The sequence below is a fragment of the Streptomyces sp. SS7 genome (assembly GCF_037993025.1).
Taxonomy (GTDB): Bacteria; Actinomycetota; Actinomycetes; order Streptomycetales; family Streptomycetaceae; genus Streptomyces.
In genome coordinates, this window is sequence record NZ_CP141223.1 from 4654147 (window position 1) to 4678077 (window position 23931).

Here is a 23931-nt window from a genome sequence, read left to right on the forward strand (position 1 = left end):
GCCCGAAGTACTCGACGTTCACCAGGTGGAGGTTCTTGCAGTCGAGGGCGTAGGCGAGCCCTCCGGCGACGAAGACGCCCCCGCGGGCGATGCTGAGGACGACATCGGGCACGTACCCGTCGTCGGCGACGGCCTGCGCGAGCTCACGGACGGCGAGGCCGAACTGCTCGTAGCTGAGATTCTCGCGCGCCGCGGGGTCGCTCACGTCCGGCTCACCTCTTCTTGCGCTCAGACCTGGGTGCGGTGGAAGTTCAGGAAGGAACGCGAGGCGGTGGGCCCGCGCTGCCCCTGGTACCGGGAGCCGTACCGCTCACTGCCGTACGGGTGCTCCGCCGGCGAGCTGAGCCGGAACATACAGAGCTGGCCGATCTTCATGCCGGGCCAGAGCTTGATGGGGAGCGTGGCGAGGTTGGACAGCTCGAGGGTGACATGCCCGGAGAAGCCGGGGTCGATGAAACCGGCGGTGGAGTGCGTGACGAGCCCCAGCCGCCCGAGGGAGCTCTTGCCCTCCAGCCGGGAGGCGAGGTCGTCGGGCAGGGTGATGACCTCGTACGTCGACGCGAGCACGAACTCACCGGGGTGGAGGATGAACGGTTCGTCCCCCTCCGGCTCGACCAGCCGGGTCAGGTCCGCCTGCTCGACGGAGGGATCGATATGCGGGTACCGGTGGTTCTCGAACACCCGGAAGAGGCGGTCCAGCCGCACGTCGATGCTCGACGGCTGCACCATGGATTCGTCATACGGATCGATCCGCACCCGCCCGGCGTCGATCTCGGCCCGGATGTCCTTGTCTGAGAGAAGCACGTCCTGAGGATACGCAAGACGCGCGGAGCCCTTGTAACCAGGACGACTCCGCGCGTCTGCCCGCTGACGCGGCTACCGCTGTACGGCCCCTACCGCCTCTCGGTCGAGCATCACGGGCACGGCGCTGCGGAGCCGCGCGCACCGGGGACACCGGACGAGCCGCCCGGGGCCGAGCCGCTCGGCCTGCTGCATCGGGAACGAAGCGGTGCTGAACACGTGCCCATCGGCACAACGGACGACGGTGCGCTCCATCAAGTCCTGAAGTCCCTTCCCCAAAGAACCGCGTCCGACTGCTGCTCGCCGGACGACGAAAGCCACATTACGGGACGAACGGGATGAGCCTCCAGGCGGCACTCCGACCCCGCCCGACCCCTCTTCGGCACCCCCACCGTACGCCCCAACTCCGGCCCCTCGCAGCCGAGTCCCACCCCCCGAAACACACACGGGCCCCTCGGCTTCAGCGCCGGGGGCCTGGAATGTTGTACAGTGACGAGGCAATCGGACACCGGCTCGGCCGGCGTCTTACGCGGGTGTAGTTTAATGGTAGAACATCAGCTTCCCAAGCTGAGAGCGCGAGTTCGATTCTCGTCACCCGCTCCAGCAGAAACCCCCCGGTCGATGACCTGGGGGTTCTTTGTTGTCTAGACCAGTGAGCGGTGTGCGCACCACATCCGCACCGTAGGGCGCGGTTACGTGCCCGTGGGCTCCTCGTTGTGGTGCGTGGCGTTGCCCTTGTGGTGCTTCTCCCGTTCGGCGCGGACAAGGTCATCCAGCCCGGAGGCCACTTCTCGCTGCCGCTCCTCGTCGGAGTGCTGATAGATCAGTGCGGCTCGCTCGGAGGACTGGGCGGCGCGGACCATCGTGTCCTTGAGCGTGGCGCCCGAACGGGTCGAGAGCGTGTGTCCGGTGTGACGAAGGTCGTAGAAGCGGAAGCCGTCCGGGAGGCCCGCGGCGGTGCGGGCACGCCGCCACTTCCGGCCGAAGGAGGTGCGCCGGAAGGGAGCCCCCTTCTCGCCGACGAAGACCAGGCCGTCGGGCCCCTTCTCGGCGAACCAGGCGAGGTGCTGCCTCACCTCCTTGTGGAGAAAGGCGGGGAGGACGACGGCCCGAACACCGGCGCCCGACTTGGTCTCGCCGGGAGCGCGCTTGCCGTTGGTCCGCTCCGGTTCGGCGACGCGGACGCGGATCACACGAACAGCACGACAGGCACGGGCCGTTCGCTCTCGGGCAGGCCCCAGATGTCCGAGGTGATCTCCTCGTCCGCGGTGCCGGGGGCGATGCCCTGCCGGGCCCTGATCAGGTCGTATCGATCCTCCATTTCCTTGACCAGGACCGGCAGCAGCTCGGCCGCTTCGTCCGGGTCGGTCGCCAGGGCGCTGAGCCGGGAGACGAAGGGCGCCAGCTCTACGCCGCGCTTGCAGTCGATTCCGACGAGGGCGACAGGTTGAGTCGCCAGGCCGGAGACGAGATGCCGCAGGTACATGGACTTGCCGGACAGCGTGGCGCCGAGGACGAGTTCATGGGGTACGGCGCGATAGTCGCGGACGAACGCGGTCGCGTCCTCCCGCAGAGCCACCGGCACCCGCAGAAGCCCGCAGTCGACGCGACGCGGCATGCGCACCTTGCGTAAGACGTCGTAGCCGACGAGCCGAAGTTCGACGACGCCAGGCTTTACGTCCCGCACGTACACGGCGTGAACACCCCAGGCGTGCCGCAGCCGTTCGGCCGAAGCAGCGACGTCCGCAGGTTCCTGCCCGGGGGCAAGCCGCAGCTGTACTCGCAGGCCCGTCGCGTTGGGTCGGATCACTCCGCGACGCGGGGGAACCGGCCGCACCTCCCGCCGGGTAGTCGCCCGGACCGCCAGGACCCGCCACCGGGACGGCTCGACGGTCAGCCCGCAGGCGTCCATGGTCGAGGAGTACGAGGCCAGCAGCCGGGCCACCGAGAGCGGCAGCCCGACCGTGGACCAGTACGCCGCCGGATGGGCGTGCCGGGCGTAGGCCGCGCCGCCTATCACGGCGAGCGGTCCGCCCAGCTCGGCCAACGTCACCAGGTCGGTCACGTCGATCAGCCCGCCTGGGCCATTTGGAAGGCACCGGGCATGACGGCCGTGGCGCGGTAGGCGATGCCGTGCCGCTCACGCCCGTTGAACACGCTCTGCCAGGGCCGGGCGACGAGCCCCGGCAGCGAGACCGGGGCACCGACGGTCAGACCGTCCGTCACTCCGCTCTCGGGGATGGTGACCTGGATCAGCGACGACTCGCCTTCGTCGATGTAGACGACGCCGATGGTCATCAGCGCCTCACCGCTCACGGCGTCCTTCGCGATCTCGCCGGTCTGCCGGTCACGCACCTTCGGCGCCAGCGCTTCGGTGAGCAGGATCGTCGCGGTCGAGGCGTCAACGCGGATCACACGCACAGAGATTTCTCCTTCTGAGTCGATCAACCCGCCACCTGACAAGTTGACTTAGCAAGTTCGAAGTTAGGGATGCCAGGTTGACTTGTCAAGTGACTTGGAGGGGCGTCGCCGAGCAGGACCGACGCCCCAAGCGCACCATGAAGCGACCAGCACGGAGGAGGGCGCGACATGGGCAGACGAGACCGCGCTCAAGAGCCGCAGTCATGGGAGCCTCGCAAGCCACGCGAAGCCGCGCCACCGCCGAACACCTGGCCGACGCCACCACAAGGCCCCCCGCCGACCGACTACCACCAAGCCGAACCGAGCCCCCAGCCGAAGAAGCGCCGTCGCGTCTTTCTGTGGGTCTTCCTGGCCGTCCAGATCTTGTTCTTGATCTGGGTGATCACAGGCATCGCAAGCAACGATGACAACCCCGAATCATGCGAGGGACTGACCGGGGACAGTCTGAAGCTGTGCGAGGACGCCGGCGATCTCGGAACCACCATCGGAGTGGGCTTCATCGTCGGGTTCTGGGTAGCAGCCGACTTCATCCTGAGTCTCACGTACGTGATCTACCGACTGGCGACGAGACAGCCCCGCACAGAGGGCGTTCAGCTCAGGCGATAGGTGTCTTCCAGCTCTTGCCGATCAGCGGGAAGCAACACGTCAGACACTTGCAACGCCTGCCCAGCAGCATCAGCCGCCACGACCAGGACACTCAGCACGGGCACACCGTCGGGAAGCTCCAGCAGCTCGGCCTCACCAGGCCCAGGCAGGCGAGCAGAGACCCGCTCCGTCACATGATCGAAGCGAACCTTCTTACGCGCTTCCAGATGCGCACGGGTGCCGCCGCTCAACGGTTCGGCACTCCCCAGCTCGGTACCGTCGACCAGGCCGGCCGGGAAGTACGACGACACCAGCTCAACAGGTTCGCCGTCCTCGACGACAAGGAACCGACGGACGAGAACCTCGGCCCGTTTCGGCAGCCCAAGCACGGAGGCGACCCGCGCCGGAACAGGAACATGCCCTACCTCGACCAAGCGGCCCGACCCCTGAGCCTCATCACGCGCGAGCGCTTCGCTCCCCCGGCGATCCTTATGCTCGACGACAGCCGGACGCCCACGCACGATCGTGCCGAAGCCCTGCCGCGATTCCAGCCAGCCGTCACGCTTCAGCAGCTCCAGCGCCCGTACGACGGTCGGACGGGACATCCCGAAGGACTGCACTAGCTGATTCTCACTGGGCACACGAGTACCGGGCGGATACGTGCCATCCTCGATGCGCTGCTGAATGGTCTGCGCGAGGCGTACGTACTTCGGTGCCTCCACTTCATACGCCATGAACGCCGCCGCCTGTAGAGATTGGCCAAGTCAACTGGTCAACCAGACTAGCGACGAATCCGCCGGCGCAGAACCAACGGAGGGTATTGCCCTCACGACGGCCAGGCATCGGCGACGACAAAGGCGACGACGGTTCCGCCGAAGCGACTGGGCCCGGAATGCCAGGACTCCGCGATCGAGTCGACCAGCAGCAGCCCCCGCCCGTGCGCGTCGTTGGCGTCAGGCCGCCGAAGCCGCACATTCGCTGGAAAACCGGGGTTGTGCACCTCGATGCGGAGCGAGGTGTCATCCCGAAACCACTCCACCCGCACCAACCACGGTTCGTCAGCCCGCCCGTAGCGGATGGCGTTGGTCACCAGCTCCGAGATCATCAGCACGCAGTCCTCGACCGAACAGGCTGGGTTGTACGGTGCGATGAACTTCCGGAACCAGCGCCGCGCCCGGGGAACCGACTCCGGAGCCGGATGGAGGGTCATGGCCCCGAGCCGCGGGGAGTCCTCAGAGGGATAGCGGTCGATCGTGTAAGCCACCATGCGCGCTCACTCCTTGCCGCTGCCGTCGCAGTCGAGGCAGCGCCGCTTCGATGTGGCACGGGTGCGGTCAGCGGCAGCAGCAAGCGCGAGAGCCGTACGGGAGCCGACACGCTTCCAGCCGCGCCCCCGACAACTCCGGCAAGGTAAGTGCGCTCTCTGGTCCTGCCGCCGACTCGTCACTCCGGGCCCCCTTCCGATCAAGTGGCCTTAGCCACTTACTGGATAGTGGCGTTAGCCACTCGCAGCGCGCAAGCGCTTCTCCGAAGTGAGGACCCATCAGGTGAGCGGATACCCCTGCTCGAACGCCCAACGGTTCGGCGGGTAGGTGGCTTCGGCGAACTCCAACGGCCGGTCCTGGAGGTCGAAGACGACGTGATGCACGATCAGCACAGCAGACCCGGCCTCAAGCTGGAGGTCAGCCGCTTCCTCCTCGGTAGCCTGCCGAGCACACATACGGTCTTCCGCGTAACTCCCCTGCCGCCCCGTCATGTTCTCGACGTACATCAGGGCGCCCTCCTGAATCCGCTCAGGCTCCAGGAGCTTTGGCGCCCGCTGCCCGATCTCCGGCGCGAACCACGAGGTAGACAGCGTGATGGGCCCGTCCTGGTTGTTGGTCACCCGCCGGCGATGCACGGCCCGCCGGTCCTTCACCAGACCCAACGCCTCAGCGACATGATCCGGCGCATCCAGCCACCCGGCCGACGTAATGACCGCATACTCACCAGGCGTGTAGATCTTCCCGGTCTGCCGAGCCCGCCCGTACAACTCCCGCGCCCGCCGGTTCACTTCAAGGCTCCGGACATACGTCCCGGACCCCTGCCGCTTCTCGACGAGCCCCTGATTGCTCAGCGCCTCCAGCGACCGCGCCGCCGTAGGCCGGGACACCTTCCAGTCAGCCGCCAACTGCCGCTCCGATGGAACCTCGTCCCCCGGCCGCAGATCACCTCGCAGGATCTGATCACGGATGAAGTGAGCGATCTGGAGATACTTCGGCTGCGTCTCCTCGATCTGAGGCATGTCTTCTCCTCGTCCAAGTGGCTATAGCCTCTGGCCACTATAGGGTGAGTGGTCAATGGGCAACCCCGTAGTCTTGGGCCCATGACGCGGTTGATCGTCGCAGCAGGAGGAGGGGGCGACGCAGTCGCCGCCGCAATGCTTCACGCCGCCCTGTACGGCGACGAGGACCAGGCGGTGATCCTCACGTACGCGTGGGACCGCTTGCTGATCGACCCGGTACCGGGCCCCCGAGGCCCCGACGACTTCATCGGCCTCGAACCGCTCACCCCGACTGTATGGAGGGTGCCGGCGGAGGCCCGCCCCATCGCACCGGCAGGCTCAACACTCCCCCGCCTAGCGGCAGAACTCCCGCACGCCTTCGCGCTGATCGACCCGAGGCAGGGCGCCGAGGGCGTCACCCGCCAGCTCGAAGACCTGGTCACTCACCTCGAGCCGACATCAATCGATCTCCTGGACGTCGGCGGCGACGTTTTGGCCCGAGGCGACGAACCGACGCTCAAGAGCCCGCTCGCGGACTCCCTGACGCTGGCAGCGTGCGGCCAAGTGAACGCGCCCATCCGCCTGTTGATCGCAGGCCCCGGCCTCGACGGCGAGCTGTCGCACGAGGACCTGCGAACCCTGCTCGGCCCCACCGTCCACACCTTCACGACGACCGACACAGGCCCGATCAGCACGGTCCTGGACTGGCACCCCTCCGAGGCAACCGGCATGCTCGCGGCAGCCGCCCGAGGCGTACGCGGCACGTGCGAGGTCCGGGACGCCGGCCTTCCCATCCCCCTCACCGACGAGAGCCCGACCGTCCACGAGGTCGACCTCGACGAGGCCCTAAGCCGCAACGAGTTGGCCCGCGCAATCATGTCGACACGCTCCCTGGAGCAGGTGGAGGCCCTCAGCCGCGAGATCTGCGGCTTCTCGGAAATCGAATACGAGCGCAACAAGGCCCTCTGGCTGAAGGAACAGCGACTGGCACAGCTCGACGCCCAGTCGGTTCTCTCCCAGCTCACCCAGTTCGAAGCAGAGGCCCGAAGCCGCAGAGTCACTCACACGACGTTCCGCCACCTCACAGAGGTGCTGAACCTCAACGGTTCACAACGCGACGACCTGCGGCAACTACTCATCAGCAGCCGTCCGGAGCGCTTCGCTGCGCCGCTGTGGCGAATCGTATGAGTGAGGCCACACGTCCGCCCCCGTTGATTCGCTACCTCACGAACAAGGGGATTCCTCGCCGACGGGAGGCATGGAAGGACCGCTTCGCCAAACTCGCCGATTTGCCAGACATGTATCCGAGTTGTACGCGAGCATGAAGCATGTCCCTTCCGTCCACACTCTGGCTGTTGCTCGGGCCTGTCATCCCTGCCCTGTGGATCGCAGCACTCTTCGTTCGCGGTCGCGGACAAAGCAGGCGCTTCCAGGGGCAGACGATCGCCCTACTCGGGCCGCTGTTGCTCTCGCTCGCATGGCTCACCACCACAACAACGCTGGCAGCAAGTCCGGATCCGGCCGGGCCAGACGCGTACGTCAGACAGCCACCCGCGATCATGGCGATCATTGCGCTGTTGACGGCTGTGATCTCGGCAGTGGGCGTCGTGGGCAACCTTTGGATCAAGCTCGTGCGGACGCGCGGCGAGATCGACGTACAGAAGCGACTCGCCGATAACGACCACATCAGAGCGCAGGCACAGATGGAGCTAGCGCGCAGAGGCATCGAGGTCCCAGCAGAGGGCGACGGCAACGGAGCACCCGCTTCCGCTAGGCAGGACGAACCTGAGATTTGAGCGGTGATCTAACACGCCTGCTCCGTGATCACAAACAGCTTCAGTCGCGAGTAACAACCCTCTTTACGGCTTCAAGGCGGCTCGCTCCGCTCCCCGCGCGCGGCCCGGCCCCCAGCCGGGCCTGCGCTCCTGTCTCCGCCCCGCTCCAGCCCGGCCGACGCCCAGGCCGCGCGCACAGCGGTCGGCCGCCCAATCGAGAGAAGAGATACATCGCGGCTGGGGCAGGTCGACTCCGCGGCTTGAGCCACTTCCCCGGTCCGGGGCCCGCGTCGAACAAGATCAGGGGCCACTCGTGTGCATTGCGGACGGACCCAAAGCCAGACCGAGTTACCAACAAGCGTAGAGACCCATGATCAGGCTCGGCCCCAGACCGGGCAGGCTACCGGCCAAACCCGCTCCGCCAGCCTGCTGCATGCACACGAGATGAGGCCAAACTAGCTTCACAGGCCCGAAAATTGGCTAGAATCTCAACTCCTCAGCGACGAACGGAAGAGTTCTCGAACCTGTGCACGAAGGCGGGGGTAAATTACGTTGCGGCTCCTTATCGAGATCAAGATAAAAAATCTACTAGGGCGCTTTGACCACACAATCAAATTCCCGCAGGATGACGAGTTCATCATCCTACATGGACCCAATGGCGTAGGGAAAACAAAGGTACTGGAGCTAGTTCGCGCACTAGCGGCACCACTTCACGTACACAAGATTACACGTATTCCCTTCGGGTCAATCGACCTGACCTATTCCGATGGATCCACTCTCCAGGTGGTTCGAAATCACCAAGAGACACTCCCCCTGGGTGATTCGTTCGAGAAGAAGATCAGGCAACTTATTTTCACTTTGAAGCTGCCCGGGAATCCGGACCCAGTTAGATGGCACGCAAAATTTGACACGGAGGACGTCAACCCGGTCAGGCTTCGCGAATTCGCCAGGCTATTTGGCGTAGAGCAGACAGGTGCTGACCTCTGGGAAGATTCTAGCGGTGATCTTATCTCAACCAGCGACCTTCTGGAGCTCTACGGAGACCGATTGCCTCAGTCTTACTTCAGGACGACGCAAGAGAAAAGAATGCCTCAGGCCTTGCGTAGTTTCATCGCAAGCAATTCTGTCCACCTCATCGAAACTCAGCGCCTACTAGGGATTCAACGTGCGGGCTCGACAAGCACGGTAAGGAGCGCCCCTGTCAGCTCCATCAAGGTGGAAGAATTCGCTAAAGACCTAAGTCGTCGCCTCGCGGACGCCTTGGCAGAGAATTCGCGAATTTCACAGGAGCTAGATCGCACTTACCCCAGAAGGCTCCTTAAGGCGCAGTCCGAGTTCCCGGATGAGCAACAAATCAGGGCGCGATATGCGGAGCAGAACGAGCTGAGAAGGCGCTTGGCAGCCATTTCTCTTTTGAATGAAGAGTCCGGCGGGATCGTCATTCCAGACGGAATGGCTCCATGGCAGAAGAACGTCCTTTGGACCTACCTGGAAGACAGCGACAAGAAACTCTCTACCTTCCGATCGATTCTTGATCGGGTAAGTCTTCTCCAGGAGATCGTCACCAGCAGATTCCTTTATAAGCGGCTTGAAGTAGACCGCAATAGGGGTCTGAGGATTGTTAGTGATGAAGAGCAGGACCTGGGGCTCTCGATGCTTTCATCCGGCGAGCAGCACGAGCTGGTGCTGCTCTACGATCTCCTGTTCAACGTCAAGGCTGGATCACTGGTTCTGATTGATGAGCCAGAGATCTCACTGCATGTCTCTTGGCAGAAAAGGTTCATCGAGGATCTTCGGAGGATTTCCTCACTTGTTCAGTTCCGCTCGATCGTCGCCACGCATTCACCGCAGATTGCTGGCAAGTGGATCGATCGCATGATCACGTTGGCTCCTGAGGCTGACTGACTAGATCGGGGGATGCATTGCTTCAGGAACTCAACGGTGACGATCTCTACGCCGAACTCATCATGTTGCGAACAAACGACAGGCGATACTTTATCGTCGTTGAGGGCGTGGCAGATGTCGCCGTGCTGGACAGATTCGTGAACTTGGACGATTGCCTTCCAATCCCGGCATACGGCAAAGACAACGCACAGGCGTGCCTCACCAGAGTAATCGAGGATGACTTTCCAGGGGTATTTGCAATTCTGGACAGGGATTGGCTAGGACTGCTCCCAGGAGATCTAGAGGATGACCGAATCGTTCACACCGATGACTACGACCTTGACGCGTGCATTTTCTTTGCAGATGGCGTATACATAGGAATAGCTAGCAGCTTTTGCGCCGGAAGCGGGTTTCGCATAGATGCAGCCGGATGCACCTGGGAATCGTTGCGAGAGGCATGTATAGAGATGGCCTTTCCTGTAGGTCTTCTCCGCTATGTATCCGAGCAGAACGGACTCGGCCTGAATCTTACGAATTTTCCCTTGGGGGAAGTTCTAGACACCGATCTATCAGTCAATCTTGATTCCCTCGTGGATCTAGCGATATCTCGAACGAAAAAAGGATCCTTCTCCAAGCAGCACATACTTACGGTTTTGAGCAACGAGCAATCAATGATCGTTGACAGGCCTAGATATTGTTCGGGACATGATCTCGCCAAGGCTTTTTCCATCCTCATCAAGAAGCGCTGGAAAGCCAAGGTGGGGGCGGATTTGATCGAGCGCTCCGCCCGTTCGTCGCTGACCCCAATGGGATTGCAGAGAATGACCCTATATGCCAATGCTTCAAAATGGACAGATGGAACAAAAAAGAGAATATGGCGCATTTAGTCGCTAGAATGACCGGCATTGGGAACAGGGCGGCAACCAGCACCAATGCCGGGCGTGCCAGCTGCATTTCAAGTCCCGGAGAACCGACGGGCAGCACCGGGCATCGGGACGGCCGCCAAGCGCACAAGGGCACCATTTGCCCTCAGGTCAAGGCGTGGTCAGCTCCAAATCGCCTTAGCTTCCCAAGGTTAGGGCTCAGGCATCGTCGCCACGGTTCGGCCGGTGCGGTTTGCTCTGGTCGACGGCATGGCAGCGTGGCTGAGGGCGGTGGGGGTGCAGCGAGGCACACGCGTGCGTGGTCGGTCGGCGCGCCCGCCGTCGTGGCTGACTGGCGTCGGCTGAGGTTCAGGCGGCCGGCATCGAAGGTGTGTCCGTTGTCGGGCAACCGGCTGAACCTTGATGATCAACCCTGGGCCGTCCCTGGGCCGTGCGAGGCTCCCCGAGACCACTCGACAGCGACCGACAGTGACAGATCACCCCCAGCCGTCATCAGCGAAACCCCGGCTCAGAGGAGCCCGACCGAACGGGTTTCCCCCAGGGGTAGCCGTCCGGCAAGATGGGGTGTTTCTTTCCACCGGGCAGCGGTGCCGTCCGGAACATCTTGGGGGACTTCAGTGATCACCGCTGTTTCGGACGGGCACGACCCGGCCTACCAGCTCCAGACGAGCCGGCTCACGCTGATCTTTGGCATAGCGCTCATCATCGTCGGACGGATGCTACGGCGGACCAGACGGCTACCTGCGTATCTCGACTTCGGGCAGATGGCGTTGGGCTCACTGGTGCCGCAAGAGGGCAAGAGTGCCAGCGCCAGGAGGCTCGGCTCAGCCGTGATCGTCGTAGGTGGGTTCTTTCTCTTCGGTACCGTCTGCCTCATACTCGGCGCGCTGGGCGTGCTCGGTCGCTGAAGGCGGGCTCAGCGGCCAACTCCAAGGTGAGTGACTAACTGCGTGACAACGCCGACGAACAACCGCGAACAAGCACGGACGTCTACGGACCATCAACGCAGGTGAGGAGCAGATCAGCCCAAGGCAGAGCCCCCACCCAAGTTGCTTCGGGACGAAGAAGTCATGGCCCATGTCTCGCCGTACAATCTCGCCGTCGCAGCCGGTCCGGAGTACGCGATGCTTGAGGTATGGCCTCTGAACCCAGCGCTGCTCCGTCAATGACCACTCATGTGAGTACGGCGACCGATGAAATCACCAGAGTCTTCACGTGGGAGGAAGGCGCGCGCATCGAGGTCCGCAACCTGGGCGGAGAGGTCGTCATCGAAGCCAACGCTGCCGGACTGAAGACCCTGGCCGACCACCTCCTCACACTGGCCCAGGACGGCACACCGGACGGTGCTCATCTCCACCTGGAGGAGAACAACGGGCTCGAAGAGGGCTCCGTAGGCCTGGTACTGGAGAGGTGTGACGACGAATGACTCGAGCCAGACTCGTGCCAGATCGTGCGGGGAACCACGGGGAACAGCGGGGAACCCACGGACCGCCCACCGGGCGTCTACGTCCCTCCGTCGCAGGTCAGGCCCAAAGCAAGCCCCAGACGCCCTGAGCTTCCCAAGCTGAGAGCGCGAGTTCGATTCTCGTCACCCGCTCCATGGACAAGGCCCGGGTCAGTGACCCGGGCCTTGTTGGCTGCCGAGAGTTTTGGCGGCTGACTGGCGGCAAGCGTCTCAGGCGACGGTGTACTCCGCATCCCCAAAGTCTGCGACTACGCGCAGGCGACCGCCGAGTGCTTCCACGTAGGCACGCAGGGTCGCGACTTCCGCACGATCCAGCTCACCATGCTCGATCGCGGAGACCCGAGGTGCTGAGACCCCCATCGATGCGGCCACCTGGCGCTGAGTCAGCGCCTGCTCACGCCGGACCTCCGCGAGCTTGTGAGCGCGCACTTCCGCGGTCAGCCTGTTCATAGCCGCCTGCTTTTCCTGATCCGACCGCACCGGCAGCCCAGCGGCCGCACGCCGCTCGCGCGCCTTGCGCTTGGTCTCCTCCCAGCCGACAGTGCTCATTCGTATTCCCTGCTTTCAAGATCAGCCAGATGTGCCTGGTATCTCTGCTCGGCGATCGGGATGTTGATGTCGTACCAGCGCTGCCAGTTTCCGGCCTTGTCGCCGGCCACCAGGAGCACTGCCCGGCGCACCGGATCGAAGGCGAAGAGGATCCGGATCTCGCTGCTTCGGGATGATCCGGGCCTCAGCTCCTACAGGTGATGGTTTTCGGCACCCTTGATCCGGTCGACCAGCGGACGGCCAAGCGTTGGGCCCGTGGCCGCCAGCATGTCGATGGCGTCCTCAACCTGTTCAGCGCTGTCCCAGTCCTCTTCTGCCAGTGCCTCGAACCATGCCGCGACCTCCCCGACGAGAACCACTTCCCATTGAGCCACGGGAGCCATGTTAATGCAAGCGTTAACATGGCCGGGTGGCCGTTCACAGCCAGCCGACGGCCGACGTGGGCGGGCACGAGGCTGGAGACGGCGTTCGCCGGGTTGTCAGGGTCGGGTATCGACGAGACACAGGCCCCGTGCGCAACAGGCGCACCAGATCGAGCGGGGAACAGCGAGAATCACGGGGAAAGCGGCCGAACCCGAAGAGGCCCCAGTTCTACCGTTCGCCCAGGTCAGATCCGCAACGGCCCCCAAATGCCCGCAGCTTCCCAAGCCGAGAGCGCGAGTTCGATTCTCGTCACCCGCTCCATGATGAAGGCCCAGGTCAAAGACCTGGGCCGTTTTGCTGTCCGCTGCGATCACTCGCCGCGTGCCAGATTCGTGCCAGAAGGGTGATCGTCGGCGTTGGCGTCGGGCTGGCCTGGCACGGCCGCAGCTTCCTGGCCGTGCCTTGCCTACGGTGGTGTCGAGACCGGCGGCGACTTCCTGCTGTCGGTCGGCGTCGGAGTGCTGACAGATCAGCGCCACCTTCTCGGAGGACTGGCCGGCGCGGACCGTCGTGTCCTTGAGGGTGGCGCCGGATCGGGTGGACAGGGTGTGAGTCCGGTGTGGCGGAGGTCGTAGAACCGGAAGCCCTCAGGCATGCCCACGATCTCCCGCGCCCTCCGCCAGGTCCGACCGAAGGTACTTCGCCGGAAGGGCGCCCCCTTCTCCCCCACGAAGAGCAACCCGTCAGGGCCCGACTCGGCGTACGACCCCGGGTGCCGACGGAGCTCCCGGCGGAGGAACGCGGGAAGAATCACAGTCCTGGTTCCGGCCTCGCCCTGGCGTCGCTCTGTACGCGTCGCCCATTCATCCGGCCGGCACCACCTTGTCTCGCGCTGTGACTCCGCCGACCTATCACCGACTTGCCTGTACCACTTGTCCCCCAAGTGGGCTGTCACCGGTTCGCTAGGCGTCTGGACCACGTCAGGTCAGCAGGTATGCCTTCAGGATCGTCACCGCGTAGGTGTTGCCGGTGGTGTCGGTCAGGGTGGATGTGAGGGAGACCGAGCGGGCGTTTTCCGGGTGGGTCAGGGTGACGGTCCTTTTGCCGTGGGTGGTGGTCACCGGGGCGGGGGACCAGGTCTTGCCGGCGTCGTAGGAGACCTTCACCGTCAGGGATTTCAGGTCAGACGCCGCCGGGCCCTGGAGGGAGAGGGGGATCGTGGTGCGGCGGCCCGCGGGGGCCGTGCCGGTCGGGGTCAGCTTCGGATGGAAGCGGACCGTGGAGAGAGGCAGGGAGCCGGAGTCGGACGCACTGGAGGTGAAGGTCCAGGCCGCTGTCAGGCGGCTGGTGGTCGTGGCCACGCCCGGCGGGCGGGTCAGGTTCGTTCGGATCGTGTAGCGGGCCGGGACGGACGGGAGCTTCTCCACGGTCTGGCAGAGGTCGCCGTCGTTGTCGAGCAGGGTGGTGCCGTCCGCGGTGACCGTGGTGTGGCGTTTCGCTGTGGAGAAGGCGGGGTGTCCGGTCCCGTCGGCGAGGTCGGGGACGCACAGGACCAGGGTGTCGCCGTCGCGCTGTGCGCCGTACGGGCCGCCGGTGATCGGGCTGAAGACACCGACGTTGTACGTGGCTGCGTAGGTCCGGCCCGCTTGGTACGACTTCGCGCTCTCCGTGCCGTAGAAGACGTCGTCGTCGTCTCCGGAGGCGTTTCGCTGGCCCAGGTTGGCCGTCCACTTGAAGCCCTTGGGCGTGGTGACGTAGATCTTCGCGGTCGTCGGCAGCGGGAAGGGGTCGCTCACCGTGCCCAGCGACAGGGTGGGGCCGCTCCACAGGACGTTGACGATGCCCTTGCGGTGCGCGACGGACGAGCCGAAGTTCCGCTTCAGCAGGGCCAGTTCGTTCATGCGCGTGGTGTGCCGATAGCCGGTGGGGAAGCGGTCGGGCAGGTTGTGGAGCAGATGGTAGGTGGTGCTGCCCTTCTGCCACAGGCCGCCGAGCTGCGTGCTGAGCCTCCCGGCCGGGGCGGTCGGTCCCAGGGTCGCGGTGCGCAGGTTCTTGAACGTTCCCCAGAACAGGGTGCTGTTGTGCGCTTCGCTCCCGGTGTCTCCGGTGCCCACGGCGAGGTTGAGCTGGCCGTCGGACATCTTCGCGCCCTGCGGCGCGGTGATCCGGACCGGCTTCGCCTTGCGCGCGTCGAGGACGACCGTGGTGTCCCCGGTCAGCGAGAGCCGCGGCCGGACCAGCGCGGAGGTGCCCCCGGCGTCGTCCAACACGGTGTCCACGACGTAGTCGCCGCGCGGGACCCGCACCCGGTACACGCCCTTGGAGATCTGCTCGGAGTCCTCGAGGTGCGTGGTCCAGTACGTGCCCGAGTACCCGAGGATCTCGGTCAGCGGAGCGCTCACGGGCCGGCCGCCGCGGCCGAGGAACTTCAGGGTGAGGTCGTATGCCTCACCCTCGCGTACGACGCCGAAGGCGGTCCGTACGGCAGTGGGGGCGGCGGCCGCGGGGTCGGCGCCGTCCTGCGCGGTGGCGACGAGCGTGCCCGAGTAGGCGCCGTCCGCCGCCTCGACGCGGGTGTCCGCGGTGAGGTCGACGCCGGCGGTGCCGCCCGCCGGGACGGTGAGCCGAGTGGTGCTCAGCGTGAACATGCCTTCGGGGGCCGTGCTGCCTCCGGGGCCGGTCGCGGTGGCCGTCAGGTCCAGGGTGACGGGGTGGTCGCCGTCGTTGCGGTAGGTGATGTGCCGGGTGACCGGCCCATCGTCGGTGTGGGGCCACATCTGCTTGCCGAAGGACACGGAGGTTCTGTTCGCTCGCCACCGCCGCCTCCAGTGCCCGGGACACGTCGAGCCGGCCCGTCCCCTGCTGGTAGCCGGTCGCGCCGCTGGTCGGGGTGGTGGACGCGGTGAGCGCCTGCTTGATCCGTGCGCCGGTCCAGTCGGGGTGCCGCTGGGCGAGGATCGCGGCCGCCCCCGCGACATGCGGCGTCGCCATCGACGTACCCGACATGGAGACATAGCCGTCGGCGGCCGGGTCGCCCATGTGGCCGTGTGCCGCCCTCGCCGAGACGACGGCCACGCCCGGCGCCGTGAGGTCCGGTTTCAGCGCGCTGTCGGCGGTCGGGCCGGTGCTGGAGAAGTCGGCCAGCCGGTCCTCGCCGTCGACGGCGCCCACGGTGAGCGCCGACTCCGCGGCCCCCGGGGAGCCGACGGTTCCCGCGTCGGGGCCCTCGTTGCCGGCCGCGGCGACGGTGAGCATGCCGGTGCTCTTCGAGAGGGCGTTCACCGCCGCCTCGACCGGGTCCTCCCCCGGGGTGTCGTCCTGGCCCAGGCTGAGGTTGGCCACCTTGGCGCCCTGCCCGGCGGCCCACTCCAGGCCGGCGATGACGCTGGAGTCGCTGCCCTCGCCGCTGTCGTCCAGCACCTTGGCGTCGAGGATCCCGGCACCGGGCGCGACGCCCTTGTACCGGCCGCCGGACCGTGTGCCGGAGCCCGCCAGCGTCGCGGCCACATGGGTGCCGTGGCCGGCCATGTCGTCGGTGCTGCCGGTGCCGGTGAAGTCCTTCGATGCCTTCACCGCCGCGGCGAGGTCCGGGTGTGTGGTGTCGATGCCGGTGTCCAGGACGGCGACCTTGACGCCCTTGCCGTCGTATCCGGCCGCCCAGGCGGCCGGGGCGCCGATCTGCGCGACGCCGCCGCCCGCCTCCCCGCCCGCCTCCCCGGACTTCGCGCCGTCCACGTCCGCCGGCGCCTTGAAGCGGCCGTCCAGCCAGACCCGCGCGACTCCCTGCTCCTCGGTGAGGGCCTGCCACATGTCGTCGGCCCCGGCCTTGGGCACGGTGATCGCGGCGCCCGCCACGCTGGGCAGCTCCCGGCGCACGGTGGCGTCCGCGTGCGCGACCAGTGACTTCTGGGTGCTCCTGCGCTGGGCGGACTTGCCCTCGTACGACACGATCAGCGGGAGCGTGCCGCGCCGGGTGTCGTCGTAGCCGGCGCGTATCAGGCCGCTGACATCGAACAGCCGTATGTCCAGGACGCCTTGGCCGATCAGGGCGGCGGCGTCGGCGGGAATGACGTACTGATCGCCCCCGACGCCGCGCACGGACACCGGGACGTGCTCACGGCCCGGTGCCCGCCGTACGCCCGTCACCCGGCCCCGGGCGTCCAACCGGACCCGGTCGCCGGTGAGGAGGGTGACGTACCGGCCGGCCGCGGAGGCGGAGCCGGCGGTCCGCGCGCCGAGGGCGGAGCCGCCGGGCGCCGCGACCGTGGCGGTGTCCTGCGTCCGTACGCCGAGGCCGGAGCCCGTGGCCGCCACCGAGACACCCGTCATCAGCCCCGCCACCAGCAGGGCGGCCAGCGAGGCACGCGTGGTTCTGTCGCGCATTCAGCTCACCTGCCCGGGGACCTGCTTGGCGGCGTCGACGACCGCGCGCTCGGTGATCGCGCTGGTGTGCGTGACGGTACCGACCTTGAGGGGATTGCCCGCCGTGGCCTTGACCACCACGGTGCGCTCGCCGAGGAACTGCAGGGTCTTCCTGTCGAAGATCCACTCGGTGCGCTCGCCGTCGTTCTCCCGCGCGATCGCGACCCCGTGCCGGCCCGTGGCGTCGACCGCGTCATCCACCGAGACGACTCCGGGGATCTTGGCCGCGGCCTTGTAGAGGGCGGCGCCGACCTCGGCAGGCGGGTAGCTCTCGAACAGCAGATCGCCGATCGCGACGAAGGCGGCCTGGTCGCGCGGGACTTCGGGGTCCCGGTTGGCGTCCGAGGCACGGTAGATCCGCTGGAGCAGCGCGCCGGGATCGGTCGGCAGCCCGGCCAGGGCGTTGTAGGCGCCGCTGAACGGGGTGTCGCTCTTCAGGGTGATGCCCTTGTCGCCGGTCTCGCCGGCCTCGATCAGCCAGCCGTCCCTGCCGTCGAGGGAGTTCCAGACCTGGCGGGAGTGCAGTTCGTTGCTGACCGCCTCGCTCTTGTCGCCGTCGGTCTTGACGTAGCTGTCGGCCACCTTCGAGGCGATGTAGATGTACTGGCCCTTGCGCGGGGTGGGCGCGGAGACGTCGGCGGCGGCCAGGGAGATGCGTTCGAGGAGCTGGGGGGCGCCCTTGGCGTCGGCGGCGCCGACCCGGGTGGTCAGTGCGGGGCCGGTGGCCAGGGCGGCCCTGCCGTCGTCCGCCCCGCCGCCGGTGAGGGCGAGGCCGCCCACGACCGCGCCGGCCAGGGCGAAGGCCGCGGCGGGCAGGAGGATCGTACGGCGCAGGAACGGGTTCGAGCGCTTCACGGGCGCGACCGGAGAGGCGGCGGACGTACGGGAGGAGGTGCGGAGGTCTTCGTGGATCCGGGCCATCATCTGCTCCTTGTGGAACTGGTGGCGGCCCGCCGGCAGATCCCGCTCGGCGGAGGGCAGCAGACTCTGCGTCTCCGTCCACTCGGCCGGGTGGGGCCGGTGGGAGGGGCTGGCGTTCATCGGTTTCCTTCCTGTGCGGACCGGACCGCGTATCCGCGATCACCTGTTATCTGCCGGTTCGTGCGGGTGGGTTCCCGTTTTTCTCCGAGCAGTTGCGCGTCGGCGAGCTTGCGCAGCTTGGAGCGGGCGCGGGAGAGGCGGGAGCGGACGGTGCCGACCGGGACACCCAGGGCGCGAGCCGCCTCGGCGTACTCCATGCCCTCCCACAGACACAGCGTCAGAACCTCGCGTTCGGGGCGCTTGAGCAGGCTGAGGGCGGCGAGCGTGGCGTTGATACGGCGCCGGTCGTCCAGGCGCCCGGCGGTCTCCTCGGCGTGGTCCTCGACCCGTTCCTCGGCGGCGTGCGCGGCGGCCGCGGCGCTCGCCGCGTTGCGGTAGCGGCGGTTGCTGCGGTGGTGGGAGCGGGCGACGTTGGTGGCGATGCCCAGCAGCCACGGCCGCAGCGAGCCGCCCTCGGCCTCGACCGAGTCCCGGCGCCGCCACGCCTCCATGAAGGTCGTCGACATCACGTCCTCGGCCAGCGACCAGTCGGCGGTCAGCCGGAAGGCGTGGTTGTACACCGCGCGGGCGCACGCGTCGAAGAGTTCCGCGAAGGCGTCCGGATCTCCGTTTCGCACCCGGGTTCGCATATCTGTGGTCACGTCTTGAACTGACGGTCGGTGCGGGCGAGTTCCGGTGAGACACGTCACAGCCGTCGTACAGGTCACCGGGGCGGTGACCTGTACGAGGACCCGGTGGACATGGCAGCCGCTCAGCCACGCACCGCTCAGGCCGCGAGGCCCGAAAGCAAGGCGCCCGACGACCGCCGGACCTACCGACGACGGCCCAAGGGGCGGGCGTTGATCGAACTCCTGAGGCGGTGGTTCCCTTTCGGGTGACCCCGGTCATGGGTCGAGCAACTCGCCAATGGTCGACAAGTCACTGTCGCGAAGGGCGACTTGCAGGACCGCGGGTAGCAGTCCGCCCGCACGGAGATCAGGACCCGCAGCCGGGAGCCCGGGTCCGGCGCGGTCAGCAGGAGGTCGATGAAGCGGGTCCGCTCCTCACGGTCGCGGCACAGCGTGAACAGTTCCTCGAACTGGTCCACGACCACCCAACGTGTTCTTCAGTTGCGGCGTGCCCAGCCGTGGTGGCCACGCCCGGGGGCGTGGCTGCCCAGGCCGGTTGCGGCCCGGGCAGGACGGGCGCGCCGCACGCGGGCGGTTCGCCTTCGGCACTCCGACCACCACCGGCGTCCGGCTCCCGGCCCGGGTCGTCGACGATCTGCGCCGCCGGCCGGTGCGTCAGAGCTGCTCGATCACGTAGTCGATGCACCGCGTGAGCGCCTCGACGTCCGCCGGGTCGATCGCCGGGAACATCGCGACGCGCAGCTGGTTGCGGCCGAGCTTGCGGTAGGGCTCGGTGTCGACGATGCCGTTGGCGCGCAGGACCTTGGCGACGGCGGCGGCGTCGATCTCGTCCGTGAAGTCGATCGTGCCGATGACCTGGGAGCGTTTGGCCGGGTCGGTGACGAACGGCGTCGCGTGCTTCGACTCCTCGGCCCAGCTGTACAGACGGGTCGAGGAGTCCTTGGTGCGGCCCGTGGAGAAGGCCAGGCCGCCCTGGCCGTTGATCCACTCCAGCTGCTGGTTGAGCAGGAAGAGGGTGGCGAGGGCCGGGGTGTTGTACGTCTGGTTCTTGCGGGAGTTGTCGATCGCTGTGGGGAGGCTGAAGAACTCGGGGATGTGGCGGCCGGAGGCGTGGATCCGCTCGGCGCGCTCGATCGCGGCCGGGGAGAACACGCCGATCCACAGGCCGCCGTCGGAGGCGAAGGACTTCTGCGGGGCGAAGTAGTAGACGTCGGTCTCGGCGATGTCGACCGGGAGGCCGCCGGCGCCGGAGGTGGCGTCCACCAGGACCAGGGCGCCCTCGTCGGCGTCCTCGACGCGCCGGAGCGGGGCCGCGACACCCGTCGACGTCTCGTTGTGGGTGAAGGCGTAGACGTCGACGCCCGCCTCGGCGACGGGCTCGGGGTGCGTGCCCGGGTCGGAGGAGACGACGGTGGGCTCGGCCAGCCAGGGGGCGAGCTTGGCCGCCTTGGCGAACTTGGAGCTGAACTCGCCGAAGGTGAGGTGCTGCGACGTGGTCTCGATCAGGCCGTGGGTCGCGATGTCCCAGAAGGCGGTCGAGCCGCCGTTGCCGAGGATCACCTCGTAGCCCTCGGGGAGGGAGAACAGCTCGCTGATGCCCTCGCGCACCTGGCCGACCAGGTTCTTCACCGGGGCCTGGCGGTGGGAGGTGCCGAGGAGGGAGGTGCCGGTGGCGGCGAGGGCGTCCAGCGCCTCCGTCCGCACCTTGGAGGGGCCCGCGCCGAAACGTCCGTCGGCGGGCTTGATGTCAGAGGGAATCCGGATGTCGGTCATGGTGGGTACCTCGGAGATCAGATGGTGCAGGCGGAGCAGCGGCCCGGAGCGGATGCTCCCCTGTCTGCTGAGGTGGCGGTCGAGTCGCGTACAGCCGCGAGGAGGTCCGCTCCGCGGGCGACGAAGCCGAAGCAGCGCTCGACGTTGTAGAGGGTGGCGCGCAGGCAGAATTCGGGTGAGGTGGTGGCGACACCGTCTTCCAGGAGTACCGCGTCGTAGCCGAGGCACGCCGCGTCGGTCAGCGTGGCGAGGACGCACTGGTTCGCGTTCACCCCGGTGAACAGCACCGTGTCCACGCGGAGATTGCGCAGGACGGAGTCGAGCGGGGTGTCGAAGAAGCCGCTCATCCGCTGCTTGCTGACATGGATGTCCCCGGCCGCCGGCTCCAGTCCGTCCACCAGCGCGGCGCCCCAGCTGTTCTCCTCCAGGACGGGGGTGTCCGCGCCGGGGAGAACGGCTCCGATGCCGCCGCCCTCGCCTGCGATGTCGTAGGCGTGCAGCACGTTCGGGGGGATGTTGGCGCGGTCGGGGCGACTGGCCCAGGTGAGCCAGATGACCGGAACTCCAGCGGCACGCAGGGCGGGCACCGTCGCGGCGAGCGAGGCGATGAGCCGGTCGACGCCCGAGACGTCCAGCCCGATGGAGGCGAGCCAGCCCTTGGGCGAGCAGAAGTCGTTCTGCATGTCGACGACGATCAGCGCGGTGCGCGCCAGGTCGAGGGTCAGGCGCTGGGGAGCCGCCGGCACGCTCACCGGGCGCGGTGCGGGCACGGGACGCGTGAGGTCCACATGCCGGCCCGACGCCCGCCAGCTGTTGCGCTCCGTGGGGCCGAGCGGCCGCATGATGTCCGCGCTCACGGACACGGCGCCGGGGCGTTGTTGTGCGTGTGCGGGCGGGGCGGCACCGAGGGGCCTTCGGGAGAGGGCGTCACCGCGCACAGCAGGTGCACCTCGCCGCGCTGCCACAGGGTGCCGATTTCCGCGAATCCGGCGTCCCGCAGGGCGGTGCGGTGGACCTCGAGCCCGGCCGACAGGTCGCTGTGGTGCTCCCCGTCGAATCCCATGCGCTTGCGCTCGGCCACCGCCGGGGCGAAGGCCGGCTCGGCCAGGACCCGCTCCCACCAGTCGTACCAGCCCTCGCCGTGCCCGGCGCCGAGCCTGCGGGCCTTCTCCCGGGTGAGCAGGGCCCGGTCGAGGCGGGCCAGCGCCGGTGCCGCGTCCTGGTCACGTTCCAGCTCGTCGCAGTTGACCAGGACACCGCCGGGCCGCAGCAGTCCGGCCGCTGCCGTGTACACCGACGTCAGCACCGACGGGTCCAGCCAGTGCAGCGCGGTGCTGCTCACCACGGCGTCCGCCGGGCGGTCCAGACCCAGTCGGTCCACCCATTCCGGCGTGCGCAGGTCCGCGGGGACGAACCTCAGGCCGGACAGGTCACCGTACGCGCCCCGGCCCAGCGCGATGAGCACGGGGTCGGCATCGACGGAAACGACGGTGGCGTCCGGCAGGCGCCGCAGCAGGCGCGCCCCGATCGAGCCCGGGCCGCAGCCCAGGTCGACCACCAGGGGATCCGGGCGCCCGGCGCTCTCCCGGACGACGTCTATCAGTACGTCGAAGAGGGCCTCACGCTCCGGCAGGAACTCCTCCTGCTGCCGGTCCCAGCGCTCCGCCCAGTGCAGAGCGGTCCGCCGGTCGGCGGAGCTGCCGGCGGGCGGTGCGGACGACGTGGACGGTACGGACGGTGTGGCGGGCATGGACGACTCCCTGCGCATGGGGTGGGTGGTGGTCGGGGGGAGAAAGGGCGGAGCGGGGCCGGGCTACTCCGGGTCCAGGTCGGTCACGTCGTAGAACGACGTGCCGTCCAGGTAGCGGATCGTGTTGGCGTCCCGCAGGACGGTCTCCTCGCTCTCGTGCAGCAGGACCAGGAACGCGGGATAGCTCAGGTCGTCCACCGTGCGGCGGATCCGCTGCCCCGGCGCCACGGCCACCCGGGCCTCGTGGAAGCTCTCCAGTTCGCGGATCCGCTCCAGGTGCGGGTAGCCGCGCAGGGTGCCGGAGAACGGCGACACGAGGCCGACGAACGCGCAGTGCAGGGCGCGGGGGTCGTCGTCCTTGTGCCGGGCCAGGAACCGGTCGGGGTCGAGATAGGCGTCGACCGTCCAGTCGAGCTGTGAGGCACCGTGCGCGAGCTGCGCGTAGTGCGGGAGGTTGGCGCCGCCGATCCTGGCCCCCGCCTCCACCAGGACGGGACCGGAGCCGGTGATCTTGATCTCGACGTGGGCGGGGCCGTGCCGGATGCCGAGCGCGTCCAGTACGTCGGCGGCGTACGCGGTCAGCCGGTCCTGCACCTCACCCCTGCGTGGCATCAGGTACACGGTGTCGGAGAGGTCTGCCACCCCGTTGGCGGTGATCCTGGTGGTGCGCCAGATCTCGCAGACCCGATGCACGCCGTCCCGGCTGACGGTGTTCACCATGTACTCGGTGCCGCGCAGGTACTCCTGTGCCACGGCGGCGGTGTTGAGGGCGGAGAAGACGTTCTCGGAGCCGATGATCCCGCGGGCGGCGGCCGCCGACTCCTCGGGGGTGTCGCAGAAGTGGACACCGTTGCCCGCCGCGCTGCGCAGCGGCTTGACGACGACCCGGCCGCCCACCGAGCCGTGCCAGGCGAGCGCCTCCCGCTCGTCGGTCACGAGCGTCTGCCGGGCGGCCGCGAGCCCGGCCCGCCTGATCGTCTCGATCATGACGTACTTGTCGCGGCGCGTGGCGCTCAGCGCGGTGCCGTTGGTGGGCAGGCCGAGGGACTCGCTGAGCGCGTCGGCCAGTTCCACGCCGATCTCCCCGCCGGGGACCACGGCGACGGGCCGGTGGGCCGCGACCGCGCGTGCCGTGGCGGCGAGGTCTCCGCGGTGGACGATGTTGTCGACGTAGTCCGAAAGGTCGAACGGGCCCCGGTACGCGGCGGGGACCTCCGGGGTGCTCTGCACCCGCAGCACGGCGGCACCGCGCTTGAGGAACTCGTCGACCAGGGTCTTCGACAGCCCGTAGGAGTCGACGACGCACACGAGAGGGGTTCCGGGCAT

21 protein-coding genes, 1 tRNA gene and 5 pseudogenes are annotated in these 23931 nt (G+C 67.4%); 8 read left to right on the forward strand and 19 right to left on the reverse strand.

Annotated features, from left to right (window positions below):
* Window positions 1-4 precede the first annotated feature (4 nt).
* The 3 genes and pseudogenes from U5640_RS21445 to U5640_RS21455 form a co-directional block, all read right to left on the reverse strand.
* Window positions 5-232, reverse strand: a pseudogene (locus U5640_RS21445) (phosphoribosyltransferase family protein); the annotation flags it as partial.
* On the reverse strand, window positions 229-804 hold the full coding sequence (gene dcd, locus U5640_RS21450; protein WP_340377386.1) for a dCTP deaminase: 576 nt from the start codon (window positions 802-804) through the stop codon (window positions 229-231). The pseudogene U5640_RS21445 and the gene dcd, both read right to left, overlap by 4 nt.
* A gap of 72 nt (window positions 805-876) precedes the next feature.
* Window positions 877-1056, reverse strand: coding sequence for a hypothetical protein (locus U5640_RS21455; protein ID WP_340377387.1), 180 nt, complete (start codon window positions 1054-1056; stop codon window positions 877-879).
* Window positions 1057-1330: 274 nt separating this feature from the next.
* Here U5640_RS21455 and U5640_RS21460 point away from each other — a divergent pair.
* Window positions 1331-1404: transfer RNA gene (locus U5640_RS21460), tRNA-Gly, on the forward strand.
* Window positions 1405-1493: 89 nt separating this feature from the next.
* Here U5640_RS21460 and U5640_RS21465 read toward each other — a convergent pair.
* The 3 genes and pseudogenes from U5640_RS21465 to U5640_RS21475 form a co-directional block, all read right to left on the reverse strand.
* Window positions 1494-1991 (reverse strand): annotated as a pseudogene (locus U5640_RS21465) (site-specific integrase); the annotation flags it as partial.
* A gap of 2 nt (window positions 1992-1993) precedes the next feature.
* Window positions 1994-2866 (reverse strand): annotated as a pseudogene (locus tag U5640_RS21470) (FtsK/SpoIIIE domain-containing protein); the annotation flags it as partial.
* 5 nt (window positions 2867-2871) lie between these two features.
* On the reverse strand, window positions 2872-3222 hold the full coding sequence (locus U5640_RS21475; protein ID WP_340377388.1) for a hypothetical protein: 351 nt from the start codon (window positions 3220-3222) through the stop codon (window positions 2872-2874).
* Between the two features lie 168 nt (window positions 3223-3390).
* Here U5640_RS21475 and U5640_RS21480 point away from each other — a divergent pair, with 168 nt between their 5' ends.
* Entirely contained in the window at window positions 3391-3828 is a 438-nt protein-coding gene (locus U5640_RS21480) for a hypothetical protein (RefSeq protein ID WP_340377389.1), read from the forward strand.
* Here U5640_RS21480 and U5640_RS21485 read toward each other — a convergent pair.
* The 3 genes from U5640_RS21485 to U5640_RS21495 all read right to left on the reverse strand — a co-directional run bounded on the left by U5640_RS21485 (window position 3813) and on the right by U5640_RS21495 (window position 6091).
* Complete coding sequence (locus U5640_RS21485; RefSeq protein ID WP_340377390.1) at window positions 3813-4541, reverse strand: GntR family transcriptional regulator; 729 nt, start codon at window positions 4539-4541, stop codon at window positions 3813-3815. The two genes, U5640_RS21480 and U5640_RS21485, sit on opposite strands and share 16 nt — an antisense overlap.
* A 92-nt stretch (window positions 4542-4633) precedes the next feature.
* The gene (locus U5640_RS21490) at window positions 4634-5071 is read right to left on the reverse strand and encodes an ATP-binding protein (protein ID WP_340385247.1); all 438 of its coding nucleotides are present in this window, start codon (window positions 5069-5071) and stop codon (window positions 4634-4636) included.
* A 279-nt stretch (window positions 5072-5350) separates the two neighbouring features.
* Window positions 5351-6091 carry a GntR family transcriptional regulator gene (locus U5640_RS21495; protein ID WP_340377391.1) on the reverse strand — a complete coding sequence of 247 codons (741 nt, stop codon included), beginning with the start codon at window positions 6089-6091 and terminating at the stop codon, window positions 5351-5353.
* 81 nt (window positions 6092-6172) lie between these two features.
* Between U5640_RS21495 and U5640_RS21500 the strand changes: the two genes are divergently transcribed.
* The 6 genes from U5640_RS21500 (at window position 6173) to U5640_RS21525 (ending at window position 12039) form a co-directional block, all read left to right on the forward strand.
* Window positions 6173-7258: a DUF1152 domain-containing protein gene (locus U5640_RS21500; RefSeq protein ID WP_340377392.1), complete on the forward strand. Its 1086-nt coding sequence runs from the start codon at window positions 6173-6175 to the stop codon at window positions 7256-7258.
* 140 nt (window positions 7259-7398) lie between these two features.
* Complete coding sequence (locus U5640_RS21505; RefSeq protein WP_340377393.1) at window positions 7399-7866, forward strand: hypothetical protein; 468 nt, start codon at window positions 7399-7401, stop codon at window positions 7864-7866.
* Window positions 7867-8397: 531 nt separating this feature from the next.
* The gene (locus tag U5640_RS21510; protein WP_340377394.1) at window positions 8398-9750 is read left to right on the forward strand and encodes an AAA family ATPase; all 1353 of its coding nucleotides are present in this window, start codon (window positions 8398-8400) and stop codon (window positions 9748-9750) included.
* A gap of 17 nt (window positions 9751-9767) precedes the next feature.
* Entirely contained in the window at window positions 9768-10616 is an 849-nt protein-coding gene (locus tag U5640_RS21515; RefSeq protein ID WP_340377395.1) for a hypothetical protein, read from the forward strand.
* A gap of 614 nt (window positions 10617-11230) precedes the next feature.
* Window positions 11231-11521, forward strand: coding sequence for a hypothetical protein (locus U5640_RS21520; RefSeq protein ID WP_340377396.1), 291 nt, complete (start codon window positions 11231-11233; stop codon window positions 11519-11521).
* Between the two features lie 227 nt (window positions 11522-11748).
* Entirely contained in the window at window positions 11749-12039 is a 291-nt protein-coding gene (locus tag U5640_RS21525; RefSeq protein WP_340377397.1) for a hypothetical protein, read from the forward strand.
* Between the two features lie 249 nt (window positions 12040-12288).
* On the opposite strand, the gene U5640_RS21530 is transcribed toward U5640_RS21525, so the two are convergent.
* From U5640_RS21530 to U5640_RS21575, 10 genes and pseudogenes are all read right to left on the reverse strand, one after another.
* On the reverse strand, window positions 12289-12627 hold the full coding sequence (locus U5640_RS21530) for an XRE family transcriptional regulator (RefSeq protein ID WP_133912160.1): 339 nt from the start codon (window positions 12625-12627) through the stop codon (window positions 12289-12291).
* Window positions 12624-13010: pseudogene (locus tag U5640_RS21535) on the reverse strand (type II toxin-antitoxin system RelE/ParE family toxin). Before U5640_RS21535 ends, U5640_RS21530 begins: the two are co-directional and overlap by 4 nt.
* A gap of 456 nt (window positions 13011-13466) precedes the next feature.
* Window positions 13467-13822, reverse strand: a pseudogene (locus tag U5640_RS21540) (site-specific integrase); the annotation flags it as partial.
* 1616 nt (window positions 13823-15438) lie between these two features.
* Complete coding sequence (locus U5640_RS21545) at window positions 15439-17373, reverse strand: S8 family peptidase (protein ID WP_340377398.1); 1935 nt, start codon at window positions 17371-17373, stop codon at window positions 15439-15441.
* A complete protein-coding gene (locus tag U5640_RS21550; protein ID WP_340377399.1) occupies window positions 17374-18453 on the reverse strand; it encodes a CU044_5270 family protein in 1080 nt (359 codons plus the stop codon).
* A complete protein-coding gene (locus U5640_RS21555) occupies window positions 18450-19094 on the reverse strand; it encodes an RNA polymerase sigma factor (RefSeq protein ID WP_340377400.1) in 645 nt (214 codons plus the stop codon). The genes U5640_RS21550 and U5640_RS21555 overlap by 4 nt, the downstream gene beginning before the upstream one ends.
* A 642-nt stretch (window positions 19095-19736) precedes the next feature.
* Window positions 19737-20855 (reverse strand): phosphoserine transaminase, encoded by a 1119-nt coding sequence (serC, locus tag U5640_RS21560; protein ID WP_340377401.1) that lies wholly within the window; start codon window positions 20853-20855, stop codon window positions 19737-19739.
* Window positions 20856-20872: 17 nt separating this feature from the next.
* The gene (locus tag U5640_RS21565; RefSeq protein WP_340377402.1) at window positions 20873-21712 is read right to left on the reverse strand and encodes an isochorismatase family cysteine hydrolase; all 840 of its coding nucleotides are present in this window, start codon (window positions 21710-21712) and stop codon (window positions 20873-20875) included.
* Window positions 21709-22605, reverse strand: coding sequence for a class I SAM-dependent methyltransferase (locus tag U5640_RS21570; protein ID WP_340377403.1), 897 nt, complete (start codon window positions 22603-22605; stop codon window positions 21709-21711). The genes U5640_RS21565 and U5640_RS21570 overlap by 4 nt, the downstream gene beginning before the upstream one ends.
* 63 nt (window positions 22606-22668) lie before the next feature.
* Entirely contained in the window at window positions 22669-23931 is a 1263-nt protein-coding gene (locus U5640_RS21575) for an ATP-grasp domain-containing protein (protein ID WP_340377404.1), read from the reverse strand.

What these genes read in the sequence shown, in the direction of transcription:
- U5640_RS21455 (WP_340377387.1), bottom strand. Translation starts at nt 1,056, where the DNA reads ATGGAGCGCACCGTCGTCCGTTGTGCCGATGGGCACGTGTTCAGCACC.
- U5640_RS21480 (WP_340377389.1), top strand. Translation starts at nt 3,391, where the DNA reads ATGGGCAGACGAGACCGCGCTCAAGAGCCGCAGTCATGGGAGCCTCGC.
- U5640_RS21485 (WP_340377390.1), bottom strand. Translation starts at nt 4,541, where the DNA reads ATGGCGTATGAAGTGGAGGCACCGAAGTACGTACGCCTCGCGCAGACC.
- U5640_RS21495 (WP_340377391.1), bottom strand. Translation starts at nt 6,091, where the DNA reads ATGCCTCAGATCGAGGAGACGCAGCCGAAGTATCTCCAGATCGCTCAC.
- U5640_RS21500 (WP_340377392.1), top strand. Translation starts at nt 6,173, where the DNA reads ATGACGCGGTTGATCGTCGCAGCAGGAGGAGGGGGCGACGCAGTCGCC.
- U5640_RS21505 (WP_340377393.1), top strand. Translation starts at nt 7,399, where the DNA reads ATGTCCCTTCCGTCCACACTCTGGCTGTTGCTCGGGCCTGTCATCCCT.
- U5640_RS21525 (WP_340377397.1), top strand. Translation starts at nt 11,749, where the DNA reads ATGGCCTCTGAACCCAGCGCTGCTCCGTCAATGACCACTCATGTGAGT.
- U5640_RS21530 (WP_133912160.1), bottom strand. Translation starts at nt 12,627, where the DNA reads ATGAGCACTGTCGGCTGGGAGGAGACCAAGCGCAAGGCGCGCGAGCGG.
- U5640_RS21545 (WP_340377398.1), bottom strand. Translation starts at nt 17,373, where the DNA reads ATGCGCGACAGAACCACGCGTGCCTCGCTGGCCGCCCTGCTGGTGGCG.
- U5640_RS21550 (WP_340377399.1), bottom strand. Translation starts at nt 18,453, where the DNA reads ATGAACGCCAGCCCCTCCCACCGGCCCCACCCGGCCGAGTGGACGGAG.
- serC (WP_340377401.1), bottom strand. Translation starts at nt 20,855, where the DNA reads ATGACCGACATCCGGATTCCCTCTGACATCAAGCCCGCCGACGGACGT.
- U5640_RS21570 (WP_340377403.1), bottom strand. Translation starts at nt 22,605, where the DNA reads ATGCCCGCCACACCGTCCGTACCGTCCACGTCGTCCGCACCGCCCGCC.
- U5640_RS21575 (WP_340377404.1), bottom strand. Translation starts at nt 23,931, where the DNA reads ATGCCCGGAACCCCTCTCGTGTGCGTCGTCGACTCCTACGGGCTGTCG.